This is a genomic window from Novosphingobium sp. B1, from assembly GCF_900176395.1.
In the GTDB taxonomy this organism is placed as follows: domain Bacteria; phylum Pseudomonadota; class Alphaproteobacteria; order Sphingomonadales; family Sphingomonadaceae; genus Novosphingobium.
Genome location: NZ_FWXL01000002.1, coordinates 121,405 through 142,762, shown reverse-complemented (window position 1 = coordinate 142,762; position 21,358 = coordinate 121,405). Strand labels below are relative to the sequence as shown.

The 21,358-nt window shown below is 61.9% G+C and carries 16 protein-coding genes; 9 read left to right on the top strand and 7 right to left on the bottom strand.

Translation table 11 applies throughout. The features are described from left to right. The first annotated feature begins 56 nt into the window (after positions 1–56). From B9A23_RS23495 to B9A23_RS04230, 7 genes are all read left to right on the top strand, one after another. Positions 57–398 carry a cytochrome c family protein gene (locus B9A23_RS23495; protein WP_368655926.1) on the top strand — a complete coding sequence of 114 codons (342 nt, stop codon included), beginning with the start codon at positions 57–59 and terminating at the stop codon, positions 396–398. Continuing rightward, on the top strand, positions 391–1,428 hold the full coding sequence (locus B9A23_RS04255) for a cytochrome c oxidase subunit II (protein WP_084277631.1): 1,038 nt from the start codon (positions 391–393) through the stop codon (positions 1,426–1,428). Before B9A23_RS23495 ends, B9A23_RS04255 begins: the two co-directional genes overlap by 8 nt. Then, positions 1,425–3,971 carry a cbb3-type cytochrome c oxidase subunit I gene (locus B9A23_RS04250; RefSeq protein ID WP_084277630.1) on the top strand — a complete coding sequence of 849 codons (2,547 nt, stop codon included), beginning with the start codon at positions 1,425–1,427 and terminating at the stop codon, positions 3,969–3,971. Before B9A23_RS04255 ends, B9A23_RS04250 begins: the two co-directional genes overlap by 4 nt. Further along, entirely contained in the window at positions 3,968–4,249 is a 282-nt protein-coding gene (locus B9A23_RS04245) for a hypothetical protein (protein WP_084277629.1), read from the top strand. Before B9A23_RS04250 ends, B9A23_RS04245 begins: the two co-directional genes overlap by 4 nt. Positions 4,250–4,321: 72 nt before the next feature. Further along, positions 4,322–4,753: a DUF2231 domain-containing protein gene (locus tag B9A23_RS04240; protein ID WP_084277628.1), complete on the top strand. Its 432-nt coding sequence runs from the start codon at positions 4,322–4,324 to the stop codon at positions 4,751–4,753. After that, positions 4,750–6,072 (top strand): PQQ-dependent sugar dehydrogenase, encoded by a 1,323-nt coding sequence (locus B9A23_RS04235; RefSeq protein ID WP_084277627.1) that lies wholly within the window; start codon positions 4,750–4,752, stop codon positions 6,070–6,072. The genes B9A23_RS04240 and B9A23_RS04235 overlap by 4 nt, the downstream gene beginning before the upstream one ends. A 143-nt stretch (positions 6,073–6,215) precedes the next feature. After that, positions 6,216–8,630 carry a response regulator gene (locus B9A23_RS04230; protein WP_084277626.1) on the top strand — a complete coding sequence of 805 codons (2,415 nt, stop codon included), beginning with the start codon at positions 6,216–6,218 and terminating at the stop codon, positions 8,628–8,630. A gap of 34 nt (positions 8,631–8,664) precedes the next feature. Here the strand turns inward: B9A23_RS04230 and B9A23_RS04225 are convergent, their stop codons facing one another. Genes B9A23_RS04225 through B9A23_RS04215 form a run of 3 tightly spaced genes read right to left on the bottom strand, consistent with a single transcriptional unit; the run spans position 8,665 to position 11,693 of the window. Then, positions 8,665–10,176 carry a DHA2 family efflux MFS transporter permease subunit gene (locus B9A23_RS04225; protein ID WP_084277625.1) on the bottom strand — a complete coding sequence of 504 codons (1,512 nt, stop codon included), beginning with the start codon at positions 10,174–10,176 and terminating at the stop codon, positions 8,665–8,667. Beyond that, complete coding sequence (locus B9A23_RS04220; protein WP_084277624.1) at positions 10,163–11,251, bottom strand: HlyD family secretion protein; 1,089 nt, start codon at positions 11,249–11,251, stop codon at positions 10,163–10,165. The genes B9A23_RS04225 and B9A23_RS04220 overlap by 14 nt, the downstream gene beginning before the upstream one ends. Further along, positions 11,244–11,693: a MarR family winged helix-turn-helix transcriptional regulator gene (locus B9A23_RS04215; RefSeq protein WP_084277880.1), complete on the bottom strand. Its 450-nt coding sequence runs from the start codon at positions 11,691–11,693 to the stop codon at positions 11,244–11,246. The genes B9A23_RS04220 and B9A23_RS04215 overlap by 8 nt, the downstream gene beginning before the upstream one ends. Positions 11,694–11,820: 127 nt before the next feature. Here B9A23_RS04215 and B9A23_RS04210 point away from each other — a divergent pair, with 127 nt between their 5' ends. Next, a complete protein-coding gene (locus B9A23_RS04210; RefSeq protein ID WP_084277623.1) occupies positions 11,821–12,753 on the top strand; it encodes an oxygen-dependent tRNA uridine(34) hydroxylase TrhO in 933 nt (310 codons plus the stop codon). A gap of 90 nt (positions 12,754–12,843) precedes the next feature. Here B9A23_RS04210 and B9A23_RS04205 read toward each other — a convergent pair whose 3' ends face one another. From B9A23_RS04205 to B9A23_RS04195, 3 genes are all read right to left on the bottom strand, one after another. Further along, a complete protein-coding gene (locus tag B9A23_RS04205) occupies positions 12,844–13,611 on the bottom strand; it encodes an SDR family oxidoreductase (RefSeq protein WP_084277879.1) in 768 nt (255 codons plus the stop codon). 107 nt (positions 13,612–13,718) lie between these two features. Then, complete coding sequence (locus B9A23_RS04200; RefSeq protein ID WP_084277622.1) at positions 13,719–15,371, bottom strand: two-component system response regulator; 1,653 nt, start codon at positions 15,369–15,371, stop codon at positions 13,719–13,721. After that, the gene (locus B9A23_RS04195; RefSeq protein ID WP_254894975.1) at positions 15,371–17,413 is read right to left on the bottom strand and encodes a sensor histidine kinase; all 2,043 of its coding nucleotides are present in this window, start codon (positions 17,411–17,413) and stop codon (positions 15,371–15,373) included. Before B9A23_RS04195 ends, B9A23_RS04200 begins: the two co-directional genes overlap by 1 nt. Before the next feature lie 197 nt (positions 17,414–17,610). On the opposite strand from B9A23_RS04195, the gene B9A23_RS04190 reads away from it, so the two are divergent. Beyond that, positions 17,611–19,098, top strand: coding sequence for a sensor histidine kinase (locus B9A23_RS04190; protein WP_084277620.1), 1,488 nt, complete (start codon positions 17,611–17,613; stop codon positions 19,096–19,098). Between the two features lie 14 nt (positions 19,099–19,112). On the opposite strand, the gene B9A23_RS04185 is transcribed toward B9A23_RS04190, so the two are convergent. Then, positions 19,113–21,335, bottom strand: coding sequence for a TonB-dependent receptor (locus B9A23_RS04185; protein ID WP_084277619.1), 2,223 nt, complete (start codon positions 21,333–21,335; stop codon positions 19,113–19,115). Positions 21,336–21,358: the final 23 nt, after the last annotated feature.

Here is a 21,358-nt window from a genome sequence, read left to right as displayed (position 1 = left end):
CGCAGTGGTGGCCGACGGGTTCCGCGCTGCGCCGGCTTTTCGGTGCCGTACTGCTCGTGACGACGGTGGCGGGTTGCAAGCCGCCGCCTCAAGCGCGCCATGACTTTGACGCCGCTTCCATAGCCCGTGGCCGTGGAGTGGTGGCGCGGGCCGGCTGCACGGCCTGCCACACCTTCCCCGACATCTCATGGCCGCAGGGGCGGGCCGGACCGGATCTCACCAGCTTCGACGGACGCGGTCAGATCGCCGGCGTCTTGCCCAATATTCCGGCCAATCTCGCCGCTTTCGTTCGCAATGCGCCGTCCACCAAGGAAGGCAGCACCATGCCGCCCATGCCGATAACGCCCTCCGAAGCGCGCGATGTCGCCGCTTATCTTTATGGTATCGCCAATGACTGACGCTCCAACTGCCTTCGACGCCTGGTGGGGGTGGCCGCCGCCGGTCCTGGACCCCGCCGGACCTTACGTAGAGAGCGTGACGGTGCTTGCCTGGGCGTTGTTCGGCATGGGGGTGGCGGTTACCGCGATCGTGGCTGGAGCGCTCTACCTGGCCCTGGCCGGACCGACGCGCTGGAAGGCGCGGCTGGGCGGCGAAAGGCTGATCTGGACAATGGGCGTGGCCTTCCCGGCGGTGGTGCTGGCCGGGCTGCTTGTGTGGGGGTTGACCCTGACCGCATCGCTTACCGATCCGATCCGGGGCGATGAGCAGCGGATACGTGTGACTGGGCACATGTGGTGGTGGGATGTCGAATATCTGGACGCAGATGGACGCGTGGTGATGCGCGATGCCAACGAGCTTCATCTTCCGGTCGGGCGGCCGGTGGTGCTTGAACTGCGCAGTGCAGATGTCATCCACAGCTTCTGGGTGCCCAACCTTTCGGGCAAGGAGGACATGATCCCTGGCCGCACCAACCTGCTGAAAGTGCAGGCTGACCGCGCCGGGCGCTTCGGGGGTGTCTGTGCGGAATACTGCGGCGGCCCACATGCCCTGATGGGCTTCGTCGTCGCCGCGCATGAGGACGAAACCTACCGGCGGTTTCTTCGTGGAGAAGCAGTCGCCGTTCCGGGGGCAGCGGTGCAGGCGGTGCCCGGCGTGATGCCGGCAGCCGATCGCACCACGCCGGCAAGGGACCGCGCGACCGAGGCTGGCTCTGCGCTGGACGGGCACGCGTTGTTCATGGCGAACGGTTGCGCCGCTTGCCACAGGGTCGCCGGAACGCCCGCAAACGGCGCGTCGGGACCCGACCTCACGCACCTGTCGCGCCGTCTCACGCTTGGCGCTGGGGTGCTGCCAAACAATCGGGGCACGTTGACGGGCTGGATAACGGACAGCCAGGCAGTGAAGCCCGGCAATCGCATGCCGAGCTATGATCTGCTGTCGGCGCAGGAAGTCGCTGCCATTGCTGCCTGGCTGGACGCACCGCGATGAGCGAGACCGGTTTCGACCACGCGCTCTATGATCGCTTCCCGACGCAAGGTCCCCGACCCGAGGGGGAACTTGAGGAACTTGAGCGGATCTGGTGTGCGCCCAAAGGCTGGCAGCTGCTGACCGCGGTAAACAACAACTACATCGGCATCTACTACGTCGGCACGGCCTTCCTGTTCTTCCTGCTTGCTGGTGTCCTGTCGCTTGTCATGCGGGTGCAACTGGCTGCGCCGATGCAGGACATCCTGCCGGTCGAGACCTACAACCAGTTCTTCACCATGCACGGCACGGTGATGATGTTCCTGTTTGCCGTGCCCATGGTCGAGGCCATCGGCGTGTTGTTGCTGCCGCAGATGCTGGCCGCGCGCGACCTGCCGTTCCCGCGGCTTTCGGCCTATGCATTCTGGGCTTATTTCGTCGGCGGGCTGCTGTTCTTCTGTTCATTGTTCGTGGGGCTGGCGCCCGACGGCGGCTGGTTCATGTACCCTCCGCTGACCAGCATGGCCTATAGCCCCGGGATCAACACCGACTTCTGGCTTCTGGGCATCGGTTTCATCGAGATTTCCGCCATTGCCGGCGCCATCGAGATCATTATCGGCGTGCTTCGCACCCGCGCACCGGGGATGACGCTGAGCCGCATGCCGGTGTTTGCTTGGGCGATGCTGGTGTTTGCGGTGATGATCGTCGTCGCCTTTCCAAGCGTGATCCTCGGCACCTTGCTGCTCGAGCTGGAGCGTGCGTTCAACTGGCCGTTCTTCGACCCCACGCGGGGAGGCGACCCGCTGTTGTGGCAGCACCTGTTCTGGTTCTTCGGGCATCCCGAAGTCTACATCATCTTCCTGCCCGCCGCCGGGCTGATGAGCATGATGGTGAGCACCATCGCGCGTACCGAGCTGGTCGGCTACCGGCTTAACGTGCTGGCCATCATCGCAACGGGCTTCATCAGCTTCGGTGTGTGGGCCCATCACATGTTCGCCACTGGCATGCCCCGCGTCTCGACCGGCTACTTCAGCGCGGCAAGCATGGCAGTCAGCTTGCCGGCCGGCATCCAGGTGTTCTGCTGGATCGCAACGCTTGCAAGCGGAAAGATCCGTTGGTCGGTGCCGGCGCTATTCGTCATCGGCGGGCTGATGGTCTTTGTCATGGGCGGACTGACCGGCGTCATGGTCGGGATGGTGCCGTTCGACTGGCAGGCCCATGATACCTACTTCATCGTGGCGCATCTGCACTATGTGCTGATCGGCGGGATGGTACTGCCGATGTTCGGCGCGTTCTATCATTGGTTCGGGATGTCGAGCGTCCGCGCCTTGAGCGAGCGGCTCGGGCACTGGGTGTTCTGGCTCATCTTTGCCGGCATCCACATCTGCTTCCTGCCGATGCACTTGTCGGGCCTGATGGGGATGCCCCGGCGCGTCTACACCTATCTGCCAAATCGCGGGCTCGATCTTCTCAACCTCGTTTCCACCCTGGGTGCATTCATCATTGCCGCAGGGGTGCTGCTGTTTGTCGTGGACCTGGCGCGCAAGTTCCGTTTCTCGGCTGAGGAATCGGCGGGGAACGTCTATGGTGGCGGGACGCTCGAATGGTTGCCGACAGGGCTCTATTCAACGCGGTCGATCCCGCTGGTGCGTAGCCGCGATCCGCTGTGGGACGACCCCGACCTTGCCCGCCGGGTCGACGAGGGGCGCTATTTCCTGCCGGGGAGCGCCACGGGCCTGCGCGAAACCTTGATCACCAGCCCGGTCAACGCCGAGCCGCAATATCTCCAGATCATGCCCGGACCTTCCGCCTGGCCCTTGGCGGCCGCCGTGGGGACCGCGCTCCACTTCATCGGCCTGACCGTGCAGGCCTATGGCTTTTCACTGTTCTGCGGATTTGTTGCCATTGTCTGCGTGCTGCGCTGGCTGTGGGATACCGACCGCCCGTTGAAACATGAAGAGGTGGACGTCGGCGCGGGCATCGTGCTGCCGATAGCCATCACAGGTTCGGCGAGCCATGGCTGGTGGGCGCTGAACACACTTATGGTGGTCATGGGCATGATCGGGTTCATGTCCGTCTTCGGATACCTCTACCTCTACGGCATTCATCCCGAGGTCTGGATCGCTCCGCCGCCGCTTGGCGAAACCACGCTGGTTGCTGCCTGCGGATGCGGAGCTTTCCTCCTTGCTGCGCTTTCGCGCCGGCGGCTTGCCCGCTCGGAAAAAGGCGTGTTTCCGGGGCAGGGGCCATGGTTGTGCGCCGCCTTGGGCAGCGTGGCGCTGGCGGTCGGCTCCTGGCTCGATTGGACTGGCTGGCAGGATGCCGGGCTTGATCCATCCATGACCGGCCAGGGAGCAACCGTCTTCGCGCTCGTGGCGTTTCAGGCGGTTTGCGCGGCGATTGCGGTGATCATGGGGCTGTATCTAGGTTATCGAAGTGGCCGGGGACTTCTTTCGGGCCCGACCAACGTCACGCTGGACATCGTCACGCGCTTCATCGGCTATGTCGCAATGCAGGGCCTGATCACGTCGCTGGTCGTGCGCCTTTTCCCCGGGAGCTGGCCATGACCGAGCGCTATACGGAAACGACCGACTGGCGAGGGGCTACGTGGGCGTTCGCGGTATGGGCAACACACTTTTCGTTATTGTGGGGTGCAAGCAGCATGTTCCCGGGCATGGCCGTTGCACGATGGATCGCGCTGTTTGCAACTATTGCCGCGCTGGGTGCCCTTTTGTGGCTGTGGCGAATTCGCCAAGCCCGGCGTGGCAACGCCATATTATTGTTCGCAATCGGGATTTCTGCGCTCTCGATCCTGTTTGGGGCAATGCCGGCCTTGATCGGGTGATCGATCAGTTCGGACCTTTTCGGGGCCTGACCGGTTGATGCATCATCATATTCAACGGTGGGAGTTCCAGCGATGTCCGATCCAGGTGTGCGCACCGCGCCGCTATCCAGCGCGTTGCACGCAATCGTGCTGGCGTTTCCCGTTGCCCTCTATCCAGCAACGCTGATCAGCGACATCACCTACCTGCAGTCTTCGGTGCCGCAGTGGACGAACTTCTCGCAATGGCTGATTGCGGGGGCCGACGTATTCGCCGGTGTCCTGCTGGCTTGGGCCGTGCTCGCCTTGCTGTTGCGCCGGGCGGGTAAAGGGCAGAGCGCTATCTACGTGGTGGTCGTGGCGATCATGTTCGTGGTGGGCGTAATCAACGCGTTTCAGCATGCCAAAGATGGCTGGGCGTCGGTTGGCACGGCCGGAGTTGCGATGTCGCTGGTCTGCAGCGTTCTGGCGCTGGCTGCCGCATTCATGTTTCATTCCAGACCCGTGATACGGGAGGTCCGCCCATGATGCGCCTTGCGCCGGTTTCGTTGCTCCTCCTGGCCTTGGCCTCGGGGTGCTCTCCCTCCTCGCAGAACCTTGACCAGACCGGACAATCGCCCGACCTGCCCGGCCAGGCGGACAGCCTCATTCCCGCGATCGCCATTGCGCCTCCTGCCGCATGGGGCGGCGAACTGCCTACCGTGCCTGCAGGGTTTCGCGTGGTGCCGATCGCCAAGGGCCTGAAGATCCCTCGCCAGATGCTGGTCTTGCCCAATGGCGACGTGCTCGTGGCGGAAGGATCGGGGGGCAAGGCGCCGAAGGTTCGCCCCAAAGACATCATCGCCGGACTGCTCAAGGCGCGGGGCAAAAGCCCGGTGAAGGGCGGCGATCGGGTTACCCTGCTGCGCGATACCAATGGTGATGGCCAGACCGACCTGCAGACGACCTTCATCTCCGGGCTGGATGCGCCATACGGCCTTGCGTTCGTGAACGGAGAGATCTTCGTCGCCAATCAGGGTGACCTGATGCGCTTTGCATATACCGACGGCGCAACCAAGATCACGGCGCCAGGACAGAAAGTCACTGCGCTGCCGGCCGTGATCAACCACCACTGGACCAAATCCCTGACTGCCAGCCCCGACGGTACCAAGCTCTATGTAGGCATTGGCTCGAACAGCAATGTCGCCGAGCGGGGCATGGATGCCGAGGAAAACCGTGCAGTGATCTGGGAAATCGATCGCGAAAGCGGAAGCAGCCGCATCTTCGCCAGTGGCATTCGCAATCCCACGGCGCTGGCGATCGATCCCTGGACAAACCGCCTGTGGAGCGTGGTCAACGAGCGCGATGAGCTCGGCCCTGAGCTTGTGCCCGATTACCTGACATCGGTCCGGCAAGGAGCCTTCTACGGATGGCCGTACAGCTATTATGGCCAGAACGTAGATCCGCGCGTCCACCCGCAGAAGCCCGATATGGTGAGGAAAGCGATAAAGCCGGACTATGCCCTGGGAAGCCACGTGGCTGCGCTCGGGCTGACCTTCGTGAGCGGCCAGGGGATGGGCGGAAAGTTTCGAGAAGGCGCATTCGTAGGCGAACACGGGAGCTGGAATCGCAACGACCGCTCCGGCTACAAGGTCGTGTTCGTGCCGTTCAGCGGGGGGCGTCCTTCCGGCAAGCCGATCGACTTCCTGACGGGCTTTCTGGCCGATGGAGAAGCGCGGGGCCGGCCCGTGGGTGTGCTGTTCGATGCACCGCGCAACAGGCTGCTGGTTGCAGATGACGTATCGAACACGGTGTGGAGCATCACGCCACTGTCGGCGCAAACCGCTCCGCAGGTGCAGAGCCGTTGACAAAGTTGCGTGTAATGCGCGCGAAGTTCGCCCTATTTCTTTGCCAGCAGGGATTACCTGCTGTTTAACATACCGAATGTCATGGCACGATGCGCGCTTGGCGGTAAGAGCGACAGACCACAATCCAAACCAGGCGGCGATCGATGCACTCCGACGAAATTACCGTTGAACGCCTGGGCCGCATTGTCGAGGATTCGGCAAGCGAGGTTTACCTGTTTTCTGCCGAAGATTTCCGGTTCGTGCTGGTCAATCGCGGCGCTCGAGACAATCTGGGGTATTCGCTGTCAGAACTGCGTGAACTAACGCCGTGGGACATCAAGCCCGAAGTTTCGAAGGAACAGTTCCTGGAGCTCGTCGAGCCGCTGGTTTCGGGGTTGCAGCAGCGTCTGGATTTCCAGACTGTTCATGAGCGCTGCGACGGCAGTCGTTACACAGTGGCAGTTCGCCTCCAGTTGATCGAGTCCGAAGGAAGCGCGCTGTTTTACGCGGCGGTCCAGGATATCTCGTCGCAGGTCGAAACTGAACGGGCCTTGCGCGAAGTATCGGGCCGGCTCGACGCCATTCTTGGCAACACTACCATGGCTGTGTTCATGATGGACGACCGGCAGCACTGCGTGTTCATGAACACTGCAGCCGAAGAGCTTACGGGATACAGCTTTGCCGAGACGCAGGGGCGGCCGCTGCACGACGTCGTGCACCACACCTACCCAGACGGGCGCCCTTTCCCGATACATGAATGCGCGATAGACCGCGCGTTTCCGGAAAACAACCAGACCCGCGGCGAGGAGGTTTTCGTCCACAAGGATGGCAGCTTTTACCCAGTGGGATTCACGGCCTCACCGGTAAAGAGCATTGGTGGGCAAACGGTTGGCACCATAATTGAAGCCCGGAACATCGCCGCCGACATCGAAGCGCGCAGGGCGACCGAGGCATTCAACCAGACGTTGAAGGCGCGGGTTGCCGAGGCTATCGAGGAACGCAAGCGGCTCGAAGCGCAACTGATCCAGGCCCAGAAGATGGAGGCGATCGGTCAGTTGACGGGAGGGATTGCGCACGATTTCAACAATCTCCTCCAAGTGATCAGCGGCAACCTGCAGTTGCTTCAGAAGGAGCTTGGCGAAAGTGACCACCAGCGGCGCATCAGCAATGCGCTGGCCGGGGTCAGGCGCGGTGCGGACCTGGCAGCGCAGTTGCTGGCTTTCGGCAGGCAGCAGGCCCTTGATCCCAAACCCGTGAACATCGGCAGGCTGGTGCGCGGCATGGACGAAATGCTCCGCCGCACGCTTGGCGATGCGATCGAGATCGAAACGGTTATCTCTGGCGGACTGTGGAACTGCATGGCCGATCCGGCTCAGGTCGAGAACGTCCTGCTCAACCTCGCCATCAATGCTCGGGATGCGATGGAAGGCGTGGGCAAGCTCACGATCGAGGCCGGAAACGCGTCGCTCGACGATACCTACGCGACGTCCCATTCGGAAGTCAGTCCGGGCCAGTATGTGATGCTGGCGGTGACGGACACCGGTTGCGGTATCCCAGCCGAAATCCGCGACAAGGTATTCGAACCATTCTTTACCACCAAGGGGCCGGGAGACGGCACCGGCCTTGGCCTGAGCATGGTCTATGGCTTCGTCAAGCAATCGGGCGGGCACATCAAGATCTACAGCGAGCCCGGCGAGGGAAGCACGTTCCGCATCTATTTGCCGCGCACCCGCCTTGCCGAGGAGGTCAGGCCGGATTTGCTGATTACCTCCGCAAGCATTGGCGGGACCGAAACCATCCTCGTCGTCGAGGACGATGATTCGGTGCGCGAGACCTCGGTCGAACTGCTGAAGGACCTGGGTTACAGCGTGCTCGAGGCCAACAACGCGGACAGCGCGCTGGCGGTGATCAAGAGCGGTGTCCGCATCGACATGCTGTTCACTGACGTCGTCATGCCCGGAAAGCTGCGCAGCGCCGAGCTTGCGCGACTGGCCTGCCAGCACATCGCCGATCTCAAGGTACTGTTCACCTCCGGCTATACCCAGAACGCGATCGTGCACGCTGGCCGGCTGGACGAAGGCGTAGAACTGATCGCCAAGCCGTTTACCGGGGAGGGCCTGGCACGGAAGATCAGACAGATCCTCGGGCCGGTCAGGCCGCCTGTCGTGGCCGGCGTTTCAGATCCGGTTGCTCATGGAGAAGATGCGGCATTTCCGCTTACTAGAGAGTCTCGGCTCAAGATCCTTGTGGTCGAGGATGAAGTTCTGATCAGCATGATGCTGGCGGACATGCTCGAGACAATGGGGCACGAGACGACAGAAGTCGGCACGTTGCGCGATGCGCGGTCGTCTCTATCTGGACAATTCTTTGACGTGGTGGTCACGGACGTTGGCCTGCCCGATGGCTCGGGTATGGATCTCGTCCGCGAAATTCGCGCCCAGCACCCCGACACGCTGGTGGTCATCGCCAGCGGGCGTGATCAGGGCGCAGCATTCGAGGACAGCTCCTCGACCAAGATCAAGCATCTGCAAAAGCCTTTCGATCAGGCAGCTCTGGAAGAAGCGCTTCGGGGGCAATAGGCGAAGGTACCTAAGGGAAAAGTGGTGCCTGATCTCAGACCTTGCGGCCTGGCCTTACCAGTAGCAGCAGAGGGATTGCGCAGGCACAGGCCAGTGCCATGGCATAGAAATCGTTGATGTACGAGATCATGGCTGCCTGCTGATTGACCATGCCATCGATCACGCGAAGGCCGGTTTCAGCAGCGCCATTAGATGCGGCGATCTGATCGAGATTGAACGGGACGAGGTTGCGCGTCACGTGCGCCCCGATCTCTGCATGATTGATCTGGATATTCCGAGTCAATTCTACCGATGCGGCCGAGATGCCGATGGAGGAGCCAATGTTTCTCATCAGGTTGCCAAGACTCGAGGCGTCTGTGCGATATTGCGGTGCGAGCGTGGCGAAGGAAATCAGGTTCATCGGCATGAACGTGAAGCTTAGGCCGACGCCTTGCAGAAAGCCTGCGGCGATAATCGGTCCGCGGGGCATCACGAGCGACCAGCCGGTCATCATCCAGAGCGATGATCCCATGAGCGTCAGGCCCAGCGCCAGCAGCAATCGTGCATCGACACGTGCCATCCAACGCCCGAACAGCGTGATGGAGAGCAGCATCCCCACGCCGCGCGGCGCAAGCAGGGCGCCCGATTGCAGGGGCGTATAGCCGTAGATGTGCTGAAGCAGGCCAGGCAGAAGGGCCATGACCGACATGATCACCAGCCCGACCAGGAACATGAAGGCGAGGCCGACGGTGAAGTTGCGATCGCGGAACATCGCGGTCGGGAACAGCGGATTGGCGGTTCCGGTCAGATGAAAGACCGCAACCCACGTGGCTGCCAGAGCGATCACGGCGTAGACGACGATCTCGCCGGCGGCGAACCAGTCGAGCGTGAGACCGCGATCGAGAATGAGCTGGATTGCCGAGACCGCCAGCGCCACCAGAAGCCAGCCACGAAAATCCACCGGTCGATCGCGGGTCGGGGTCTTTGGCAGGAAAAGCATCAGCAGCAGGAAGCAGATTATGCCGACCGGCACGTTCACGTAGAACACCCAACGCCAGTTGTAGTTGTCGGTCAGAAAGCCCCCGATGATCGGCCCGGTGATGGGACCGAGCATGACGCCCTGGGTGTAGATACCCATCATCTTGGGGCGTTCGGCGGGCGTACTAGAATCGAGCATGACCGTCTGGGCAAGGGGAGAAAGGAACGCGCCGCCCAGACCCTGCAGAACGCGAAAGAGCACCATCTGTTCGAGGCTTTGCGCAGCGCCACACAGCATCGAGGCGACCGTGAACAGCAGCACCGAAGCGAGCATCATGTTGCGAATGCCGTAGCGATCCACCAGCCATCCTGCCAAGGGCAGGGCCACGGCCGAGGCCAGGACGTAGCTGGTGAGAACCCAAGTGATGGTGTCCTGCGTCGCGCTCAACGATGCAGTCATGTGCGGCAGGGCTACGTTGGCGATTGTGGTGTCGAGCGTGTACATCACCATCGCCGCCATCGTGCCGACCAGCATCAGCGGCCGGTTGCGCGATACGATCGGCGGTGCGGCGGGGTTACTTGCCGACATGGACGGTCACGTCCGAGCTGAGGCCGGCGATCAAGGGTCGCTCCGACTTGCTGTCGATCGCGATACGGACCGGCACGCGCTGAATGACCTTGACCCAGTTGCCAGTGGCGTTTTGCGCCGGAAGGACGGAGAATTCAGAACCAGTTCCAGCGCCGATGGACTCTACGTGGCCCTGCAATTTCAGGCCGGGGTAGGCATCGATCTCAATCTCTGCGCGCTGACCCGGGCGCATGTGGTTGAGATCGGTTTCCTTGAAATTCGCTTCGACCCGGGCGCTGCCATCGCGCACGATCGATACCATCGGTGCCCCAGGGAAGACCATCTGGCCGACCTGGAGGCGCGAGACCTGTGTCACCACGCCATCTGTCGGCGCCCGAACGACCGTGCGCGCGATATCCAGCGTTGCCTTGGCGCGGTTTGCCTGGGCCGCGGCAATTGCGGGATTGACGCCCGGCACTTGCGCGCCATTAGCAAGTTCTGCCCGCGCCTGCGCCACTTCTGCGCGTATCGAGACGATCCTGTCCCGCGCTACGGCGACAGCGTGCTGGGCCGCATCCATCCGGGCACGGGTGTTGAAGCCCTTGTCCATCAGGGCCTTTTCACGGGAAAAGTTGGCTTGAGCGAGAGCGAGATCATCGTTGGCCGCAGCCAGATCCGCCGCTTTTGCAGCGACATCGGCGTTGAGCGCGGTTACCCGGGCCTGCGCGGTTGCGATCTGCGCGTCGGCCTGGCGGATCGTCGCGTCGAAGGTCGCCGGATCGATCGTGAACAGCACGTCACCCGCTTTCACCTGCTGGTTCTCGCGAACATTGACCTTGGTAATCAATCCGCCAACTTCACCTGCAACGGCGACAATGTCCTGCTTCACATAGGCATTGTCAGTCTCGACTGTTCCCTGGTTGCCGAACCAGTACCACAGACCCCCGGCAATGATGGCAACCGGTCCGGCGATCATGAGGATCGTGCGCAGCTTGCGCGACCGGGCCTTGCCGGGGCTGGTATCGGCCCGCAAGCCAGCTTTATCCGGCGACGCCCCGGTGGTGCCCTCAGGCGGAAAGGGATCGGCTTCAGCCATGGCTTGTCAGCGCTTCACATTCAGGGTTGGCAAGAAGGTTCGCACGCACGCGCTCCAGCAGTTCGAGAAGCTTTGCATGCTCCGCCTGGGTGAGCCCGGATACGGCGTCGTCGATCGCCTGCTGGGCAAGCGGTGCCATCAGGCTGAGCAGATGCTCGCCCTTAGCCGTGAGATGAAGCCGCCACGACCGGCGGTCGGCGGGGTCATCCCGCCTTTCGACAAGTTCCATCTTTTCGAGACGGTCGACCATGCGGCCAGCGGTAATCGGCTCGACTTCAAGCCAGCTTGCGAGCGCGCCTTGAGTGGTCCCGGGATCTCGCTTGATGGCGGCCAGCACGCGCCACTGCGGGCCCGTCACGCCAAGGTGCTGGACGCTGGCGCCAAAGCGCTTGCGAAACAGCCGCCCGATGTCGGACGAAAGAAAGGCGACGCTGACACTCACGCCATGGCGATAGTAGCCGTAGTTATATTCTGCAATGCAAAGTTTCGAGGCATTGTCGCGCCAAGGGCAGGCAATGGCGCGCCTGCGCAGGTGGCGTTTGCGCAAGGTTCGGATTAAGGGGAGCGGCATGGAATCGCCCGTAGCCGTTGCCGCGCTCTATCGCTTCGCTCCCATTGCCGATCCCCGCGCCTTGCGGGACGAACTCGAGATCCTGTGCAGGACGAACGGGATCAAGGGGACGCTGCTGGTAGCCGGGGAAGGTATCAATGGTACGATCGCCGGGGCGCAGGACAAACTCGCCACGGTCATAGCTTTCATCCGCTCGCAGCCGGACCTTGCCGGAACCGACGTCAAGTTCTCCGTAGCGGCGTCTATGCCCTTCTATCGCATGAAGGTCCGCATCAAGCGTGAGATCGTGACGATGGGCGTCGAGGGCATCGACCCTCGCGCGAGTGTCGGGACCTATGTCGCGCCCCAGGACTGGAACGCGCTGATCAGCGATCCCGGGACTATCGTCATCGATACCCGCAATCACTACGAAGTCGGGGCAGGGACATTTGCCGGCGCGATTGACCCGGGGACCACGTCGTTCAGCGAATTTCCCGAATGGTTTCGGCGCGAGCGCGAGCGTCTCATGGGCGATGGCAAGCCACCCAAGGTCGCCATGTTCTGCACCGGTGGAATCCGTTGCGAGAAGTCGACCGCTTTCCTCAAGGCCGAGGGGATCGAGGAAGTCTATCACCTCAAGGGCGGCATTCTCAAATACCTCGAGGAGGTGCCCGAGCGGGAAAGCCTGTGGCGCGGCGAATGCTTTGTCTTCGACGAGCGGGTGACGGTGGGGCACGGTCTGGCACTTGGCACGCATGTCCTGTGCCGCGCCTGTCGTCGCCCCATCAATGATGAAGGGCGTGCGTCCCCATTGTATGAGGACGGCGTCTCGTGCGAGGCATGCTACCATGAAAAGTCCGACCGACAGCGAGCCTCGGCGCGCGAACGGAACCGGCAGGAAAAGCTGGCTCGGGCAAGGGGGCAGGCCCACGTCGGCGCGACGCGCGACTGATCCTGGCAGCAACGGCTGATTGGCGAACATGCAGGTTCCCCATGTGTGCCGCTGCAAACATGGTCAGCGCACATGGGAACTGTGCCGTCGCTATTTGGTGATGAGCGGTTCCACCAGCATTTGCGAAATCACGGTGCGACCGGGTTGGGTCAGCACGAACTGTGTTGCCACGGCGATATCTTCGGCACGCAGCATCTCGTCTGCGTTGATGGCATCTGCCTGCTCCTGGCTGCTGTAATTCTCGTACTGCATGTCCGACCCGGTCCGTCCGGGTTCGATCAGACAGACCTTGATGTTACGCTCTGCCATTTCCTTGCGGAACGACGTTGCAAAGCCCTGGATGCCGGCCTTTGTCGCGACATAGGTCGATGCACCCTCCCCCAGGGTTTCCGCTGACATCGAACCGATCAGGACAATGTGCCCACCGTGGGGCATCCGTCGCGCCGCTTCCCGCGCGCTGATCAGGTACGAAACGAAATTGGTCTCGAGGATATGGCGGAGTTCTTCCTCGTTGCCGTCAAGCACTGTCTCTGCACCAACGGCAGCATTGATTACTGCGACGTCCAGCCCGGCAAGCCAAGCGTCGGCTGCCGAGAAGAAGCGACGCAGGCCTTCAGGCTTGGCGAGGTCCACTGCAACCCCGTCGCCCTGACCGACTGCGTTGATGCGCTGAAGTCCATCGGCAAGGTGCTGTTCGTCACGTCCGCAGACGAAGACGCGCGCGCCCTCGCTTGCCAACAGCACGGCAATGGCACGGCCGATGCCGGTTGACCCGCCTGTCACGATGACGCGGCGGCCTTCGAGCGAAGTTTGCGCGGTGTGCGCGTCGGAAAAATCTTTGGTAGGCTGGCTTGCCATCATGTGCTCCAGGAAGAGCTTCTGAAACCAGAAGCGTTTCATGGCAGAACGGCCAGCCTCTTTGCGAGTTTCGCGAGGTTATCGAATTACACCGTCTTGCCGAAACGCTATGCCGCCTTCGGCCAAGCTCGCAGGAGTGCGCAATAGTCCTCGAACCTCAGGGGCCGGGAAATGACATATCCCTGCAGGGTGTCACACTCATGCGCGGCCAGCCACCGGCGCTGCGATTCCAGCTCGACCCCTTCCGCGACGGTCTCGACGCCGAGAGATCGGGCAAGCCCGATGATGCCAAGGACGATCTTCTGGTCAGGACCGGATTCTCCCACGCCCTGGACGAAGCTTCGGTCGATCTTGATGGTATCCACAGGGCATGCCTGCAAGTGGCTCAGCGACGAATAGCCGGTACCGAAATCATCGAGGGCAACGCCAATGCCACGCTGATGAAGAGCGTTCACGATGCCCTCGGCCTGACCCGGATCGGCCATCATCGAAGTTTCGGTTACCTCGACCTCGAGCAGATCTTCGCGCGCGCCGAGCTCGGCGAAGATCGCGGCAATGCGATCGGGCAGATCGGCGGTAAACTCCGAACCGCCGATATTGACCGCAAGGCGTGGTGGCAGCCCGTTTCGCACAAGCTGAAGCTGCGCGACGGCGGCCTGCCGAAGAACCCAGTCCGTGAGGTGAGAAAGCAGGCCCGCGCGTTCGACCACCGGGATGAAGGTGGCAGGCGAGAGATGGCCAAGCATCGGACTTTGCCAGCGGACCAGCACTTCGGCTGAAAGCGGAGCGCCGCTGCCGGCGCTGACCTTGGGCTGAAAGCAGACGTGCAACTGCCCCTGTCGCAAGGCGGTGATCAACTCGGCACGGATAGAGCTTGCAAGGCGCACATCCGACATCTCCGGGCCATCAAATTCAAGAAGCTGTCCACCACCCTCGCGCTGCAGCAGGCGGGCCGATTCCATCAGCCGGTCAAGGAGGCTGTTGGCTTCGTCCTCCGGCGTGTTCTTGCCGACCGGGGCAATTACGCCTGACAGGGTCGCCCTTGCCGACCCCTTGCGGGAAGTATCGCGCAGCCGCAATTGCACCAGTGGTTCGATTGTCCTGGCAAGAAGCGCCGAATCAAGGCCAAGCACTGCCCAGCCATGGGCATTGAGCCGAAACGCCTCGACGCCTGCAGCGCGGGACAGCCGGGCAACGACGGCGTCGATGTTCCCTGAAAAGCGCCGGGCAACCTCCGTGTGGCTATCGGCCTTGACCACCGCGAGCGCTGCATCAGCCGACAGGGTCGTCAGCCGTTCGACAAGAACATCACGCTGCGAAACGGTCCCGTTCGCCACCGCCGATTGCTTCGCCGCAGCGGCTCGCTGCGCAGCGTTGCTGAGGTGACTCTCCACTGTCGCGATCAGCAGGTCGTAATCGACAGGCTTTACCAGATAGTCGTCGGCCCCGGCTTTGCGGCCGTTGATGACCGTCTCGCGATCGCTGAATGCCGTCAGGAAGACGAAAGGTACCAGAGCGCGCGCATCCTTGTGGGCGCGCAGATTTTCAAGCAGTTGCAAGCCGTTCATGCCCGGCATCTGCATGTCGCAAATGACCAGATCGGGCATGGACGCCGAAATCTTGCCGAGAGCTGCCTCCGCGCTGCAAGCCTGATCCACGCGAAAGCCATGGTCGGCCAGCTCGTCTGCCAGATCGCGCAGGATGTCCGGCTCGTCCTCGATGCACAGCACCCTGAAGTTCTCGGGTGAATAGACCCCCATCACGCAGCCTCCCAGAATTCGGTGGTTGTTGCCTTGGCCAAGGGCAGGCTGGCGGTGACGCACGTGCCCTTGCCAACCTCGGACTGGATCGAGAGCAGCCCACCATTTGCATCCAGCAGACTGCTGGCGAGATAAAGACCGGTCCCGGCTCCCGCCACAGCCGTACTGTTCGATCCGCGGTAAAAGCGTTCCTGGACCATCGGCAGGTCCTCGGGAGAAATTCCGCTGCCCTGATCCGTGACTGTCACGATACAGCGATCCCCATCGATTTCGGCGGTGACGGTCACCGGTGCAGTATCCGGCGAGTAGCGGCAGGCGTTTTCGATGATCGCCGCCAGAGCGGAATGAACCAGGACACGATCGACGAAGACCGCTGCCGTTTCCGCTTCTGGAGAAATCTCGATGGTAACATGGCGCGTGCCTTGGGCTGACGCCACAGCATCGCGAAGCAGGCTACCGGGTGAGGTCGGCGCTGGGTGACAGGTGGTCTTGCCATCTTCCATCTGCACCAGCTGCAGGGCGCTCTGCATGACCTCGCGGATCCTTCCCGCGGCTCCGCGGATCATGTCAGATCGCTCTACCACTCCCTGCGCCGTGAGCCGGTCGGCACGACGACGCAGGATCTGTCCGCAACTGTCGATGACCGTCAAAGGCGTGCGGAACTCGTGGCTGAGGATCTGGATGAAGCGGCGCTGGCCGCTGGTGACCCGACGCTCGCTCTCGAGAGTGCCTGCCATTTCAGCTTGCTGCTCGACTATCACGTCATGCGCATCGCCAAGCCGCTGGCCCATGTCGGCTAGCCGCGCAGAAAGATTGTCAATTTCGCGCACTCCGAATTGGGGGGCTGCCTGGCTGTAATGACCAGCGCCAATTCGGTCGATCAACTGCTCGATCGCCAGCAATGGCTCGGCGACTCGGCGGCTCATGACTCGTGCCCTCCAAAGCAGGAAGGCAAAGAAGACGACATAAAATGCCAGCAGGATCAATAACATAATAACGCCAACCGTAACTAGCTGATCGTGGAGGTAGTTGGCATCAGCGAGAATGCGCGCCGCCGGGGCGACGACGACCAGCGACCAGCCCGGCCCGGTTACCGACGAGGTGGTGGCGAGCATATCACGGCCCGCAAGGTTGATGTGGCTGACCTTCGCGCGCCCCGCACGCACAGCGCGCTCGAGTTCGCGCAATTCCGGCCGCCGGGCAATGTTGAAGCGATCAGGCTTGAAGGTGTCCGAAACGATCGCTTCAGCATAATCGTGGTTCTTGAGTTCGGCTAGGTCGAGATCCTTTTCGCCTGCAGGGGGCAGCGCAAGGATCGTACCGTCGCGGCCGATCAGCATGGCATACCCCTGCCAGGGCAGATTGAGCGAAAGGATGCGTTTCACGATCGTGTCGATCGTCAGGTCTATTCCGACGACTGCCTCAAGTTTGCGCGATGAATAGACCGGCGCGACTGCGGAAACCATCCAGCCGCTCCCGGCAGGATCGACGTAGGCGTCGGTCCATACGACCTTGCGCGCGGGGTTATGCGATGCGTCCGCCTCGTAGAAGAAGTTGTAGGACGGGATGTTCATGCGCGGCGCGTATTGCTCGAGCACGTTGAAATAGGGATAGATGCGGTTGTAGCTGTCCCAGGTGTTCAGATACACCTGCCGTACCAAGGGTGATGCCGTCTTGATGTGACGCATGGTGTGATCAAGCTGGCCGGTCTGCCAGGCTTTCTCGATCTGCTTGCGTCCGACTGGGACGTAACCGCTGTAGAAACTGGCGGTGTCGTCCGGGCCACCGCGGATCGTATGAAACACGCCATCGGGACCTATGTGGTAACGGGCCTTCTCGGCAGTGTCCGGCTTCCATGGGGTGGCCAGAGCTTCCTTCGTCTCCAGCGAAAGAATCCTCGCAAGCCCTTCAATGCCGCTCAGCGTTGCATCGATGTTTGCTGCCTCTCGCGCAGCGATGTCGACAAGATATTGTTCTGAAACCCGATTTACGGTCTGAACGTTACGTTGATACGTGAAATTACCGGTCGCCCAATAACTCAAGAGGAAACCGAGCTCGATAAGGCAAAGTGGAATAACGGCGGTACGCAGATAAGACGCGCTGAGCCAGCGCACCAAGGGTACTTGTGTATTCTGCGTTTTGTTCCGTGTCTTCACAGGTACCGGCCAGTCCCTTGGGAATGAGGCGGGTATCATTGCAGATGCTAATTTGGGCTACTGGAGGATAAGCGGAATTACATATGCCAGCTCAGCCTCGCCAGACTGTGCCCTGCTCCGACAGGGCTGATGCAACCTCGCTACCGGTCGCAGATGATGGAGCGCTCAGGCTGCTGGATCTGGTCGACCGCGTCCTGTGGATCTACGATTTCGACCGCAACCGGATGCATTGGGCCAACAGCGCGGGCTTGCAATTCTGGCATGCGGCCGACGCCAGTGCATTGCGCGGGCGAGACTTCAGCCCGGCTGCACTCGGCACGATCGATCGCCTGGCGAATTTGCGCGCGGCCATGGAATGCGGCGAAACACGCCGCGAACAGTGGACATTTTACCCCAAGAACCAACCGGCTTCACGAGATTGTCGTCTGTCAGGCGTGCAGCTTCCCGATCACCGCGTTGCCGTTCTGGTCGACGCGGGCAATCCGGATCACGAAAAGGTCGATAATTCACCCGAGTTGCGGGCAATCGAGGCTATTCGCCAGACGCCGCTGATGATTTCGCTGGTCACGGAAAGTGGCCAATGGCTCATGCACAATCCTGCCGCGGAACGGCTGGCCAACGCGCTGGGCATGGTCAATCTGCCAGGTCTCGACAACTTCCTTGCCATGTTCGCCAATCATGCGGAAGCTTCTCAACTGAGGCGCAGCGCGCTCGAAGCGGGCAGTGCCGATGCAACCTTGCGCCTGGCTGGACCAACCTTTCTCGTCCATGACGTAAGCCTGCGGCGCCTGACGGATCCGGCGACGGGCCGGATCTCGCTGATCATGACTCAGCAGGACGTGACACGGGCCTACCGCATGGAGCGCAGGCTTCACAAATCTCTGGCGCGTGAGCGTGCCATTGCCGAGATGCAGCGGCAATTTTTGTCCGTAACGAGCCACGATTTCCGCACACCGCTGGCAGTCATTGACGGTGCCGCGCGGCGCATAGGCAAGCTTGCCGAACCCGGTTCGCCGATTGCCGAGCGCTCCGAGACGATCCGCGAGACGACCCGCGCAATGGTTGCAGCGGTTGACCGCACGCTAGGATGGGCCAGCATTGCCGAGGGCCGGGTGGACTTTCGGCCTGAGCGCATGGCGCTACGGCCGCTTGTCGAACGGGCATTGCTCAACCAGCGCGCATTGAACCCCGCGCGCCCGTTTGTGGTCGAATTGGCCGATGCCGCGACGCTGATGCTCGATGCGGGATTGGTCGAACGCGTGCTTGACAACCTGTTGTCCAACGCCATCAAGTATTCGCAGCCCGACCAGCCGATCGAGATACGCTGCTTCGAGCGGGGCGGTGAAATCCTGCTGACGGTCGCCGACCATGGCATCGGTATCCCGTCACAAGACCTCTCCCGGCTGTTCACGCGCTTCTTCCGCTCTGCCAATGCCAAGGGCATCAAGGGCAGTGGCGTAGGCCTTCATGCAGCGCGATTTTATATGGAACTCCACGGCGGGCGCATCAGTGTGAAATCACGGGAAGGGCAAGGGACGACCTTCACGATCGCCTTTCCCGTACCCGCCTGAACGGCAAGGTCTGGTCAGAAACTGCGCCGCAGGCTCGCGCCCCAGGTCCGGGGCGTTCCGACGTGATTGTAGTCGAAGCCGAAACCTGACAGATCGATGCGTGAGGTGAAGTACGTCCTGTCGGTGAGGTTCTTGCCCCAGAGCGACAGGGTCCAGTCGCCGCGCTGATAGTCGATACCGGCGCCTATCAGCGCATATCCGCCTTGGCGCAGGCGCGGGATGTTGACGATCTCGAAGTACTGCGAGGAAACATAGGAAGCGTCACCACGCAAAATGATCCGCGTCTTGCCATCTGACCACGCGGTCCACGTGACGCTACCGTTCGCAGTGACGGCAGGCGCATTCGAGAGATGATGCCCGCGCACGTCGAGACCACTGATCAGGCCGCTGATGGCACGTGCATGAAGCAAGCCCAGCCCGCCGCTCAACAAGACATCGGGGTGCGGGCGCGCATCGATCTCCAGTTCCGCTCCGTAGATGCGCGAACGGTCAAGATTGACCAGTGTTTGCGTTGCGTCAGCGGGATTGACCGACAGAAACTGCTGGTTCCGATAGATGTAGTGGAATGCTGTGAATGACAGCGCGAGCGTGCCAAGTTTGCCTTTCGAACCTGCTTCGATGGCGTCGATCGTTTCCGGGCGTGCGACGCCGGCTTCTGCCGGGTCGAAAAAGGCCTGTGCGTTGAATCCGCTTGCGCGATAGCCGCGGCTGTAGCTGGCAAACAGGAGTGTGCCGCCCTCCAGTTCCTGATCCAGGCCCACCTTGCCGGAAAGGTTGTTGCCCGAGAACCGCCGGTCGAGCGGGGGAATCAGGGTCGCAACCAGCACGCCATCGACACCGCGCACCTGCGAAGTGAGGCCGCTTTGCAGGCCGCTGTCATGCGTGAAGCGCAATCCGCCGCGGAGCGTTGTACGTGGGGCGATCTTGAGGCGCGCATCGCCGAATGCTGCCCACGACCGCTTCTGCTGATCGAACCGGTTGGAAATGACGCAGGCCAGCAGGCTGCTGTTCGCGGTGCAATCGCCGGCATCAACCTGTCCATTGCCGTCAACGTCGAGATCAGTCCAGAAGTTGAGGTCGGTAGCGTTGAACAGATCTTCGCGGTGGTGGTGTATTCCAGCAATCGCGCTGAAAGGTCCGCCATCATCCCATGCGAGGCGCAACTCCTGGCCGAGCTGCGTACCGCGATCGGTATAGGGGATCTCCAGGGCGCGGGTCGGACTGCCGTCTGTATCCTCTGGCACGAAAAGGCTGCCGCGGTCCCACCCGCTGACCGAGGTCAGTGTCAGGGCGTCGGTCAGCCGAAATGTGCCGGTAAGGGCAGCAGACCAGGTGCGGGCACGGCGGCGGGCGGTGAAATTTGCTTCCAGTTCGCGTGGGCCCAGTCCTTCGCGGAAGTAGCTGCTGCCTTGCCCATAGGCCTCGTACACCCCTGCGCCGACACCATCCGGGCCGGGTTTGGAATAGTTGCCGTAATTGCGAGGATTCTGCAGACTGGTGGACAGCCGCAGAACGATTTCTGCGCGGTCCGACGGTTCCCACAGCAGCGTGCCGCGGACGCCATACTCGCGCGTTGAAGAAAGATCGTCCTGCCCTGGCAGGCGATTGCGGAACCAGCCATCGGCGCGGGCGGCGGTGAAAGCGATGCGGGCTGCGATCGTGCTGGTTGCAGCAATGTTCAACGCGCCTTGCATTTCGGCCCGGTTGTAGTTGCCAAGGCCTGCTCTCAGGTATCCGCCATTTTCAAAACGCGGCTTCTCGGCGACATAGTTGATCGCGCCTCCGGTCGTGTTCTTGCCATAAAGCGTCCCCTGCGGACCGCGCAGGACCTCGATCCGGGCAAGATCGTAGAGTTGCAGCCCCAAGAACGCGAAGTTTCCCTTGTAGACCTCGTCGTAATACGCTGCGACCGGTCCTGCCTGGTTCAGGCTGAAGTCTGACATGGAGACGCCGCGCAACGAAAAGATCGGGGTATTTTCTCCGACGGTGGCGCTGAAGCGCAAGTTGGGAATGCGGCTGACGAGATCGTCGGCCTGCGTGAAGCGAGCGGCTGCAACGGTTTGACCGTCCAGCACAGAAAGCGACAGCGGAACTTTGCTCAAGTTCTCGGCGCGCTTCTGCGCCGTCACAACGATTTCGGCAGAAGCCTCGCCAGCCGACGCGGCTTCGGGTGCTGGCGCGGCAGCTTCAACCGAGGTGGCAAGTAGGCTGCACAGCCCTGCGGCAAGGACGGACATGACGGCTCCGGAAGGGTTTGTCC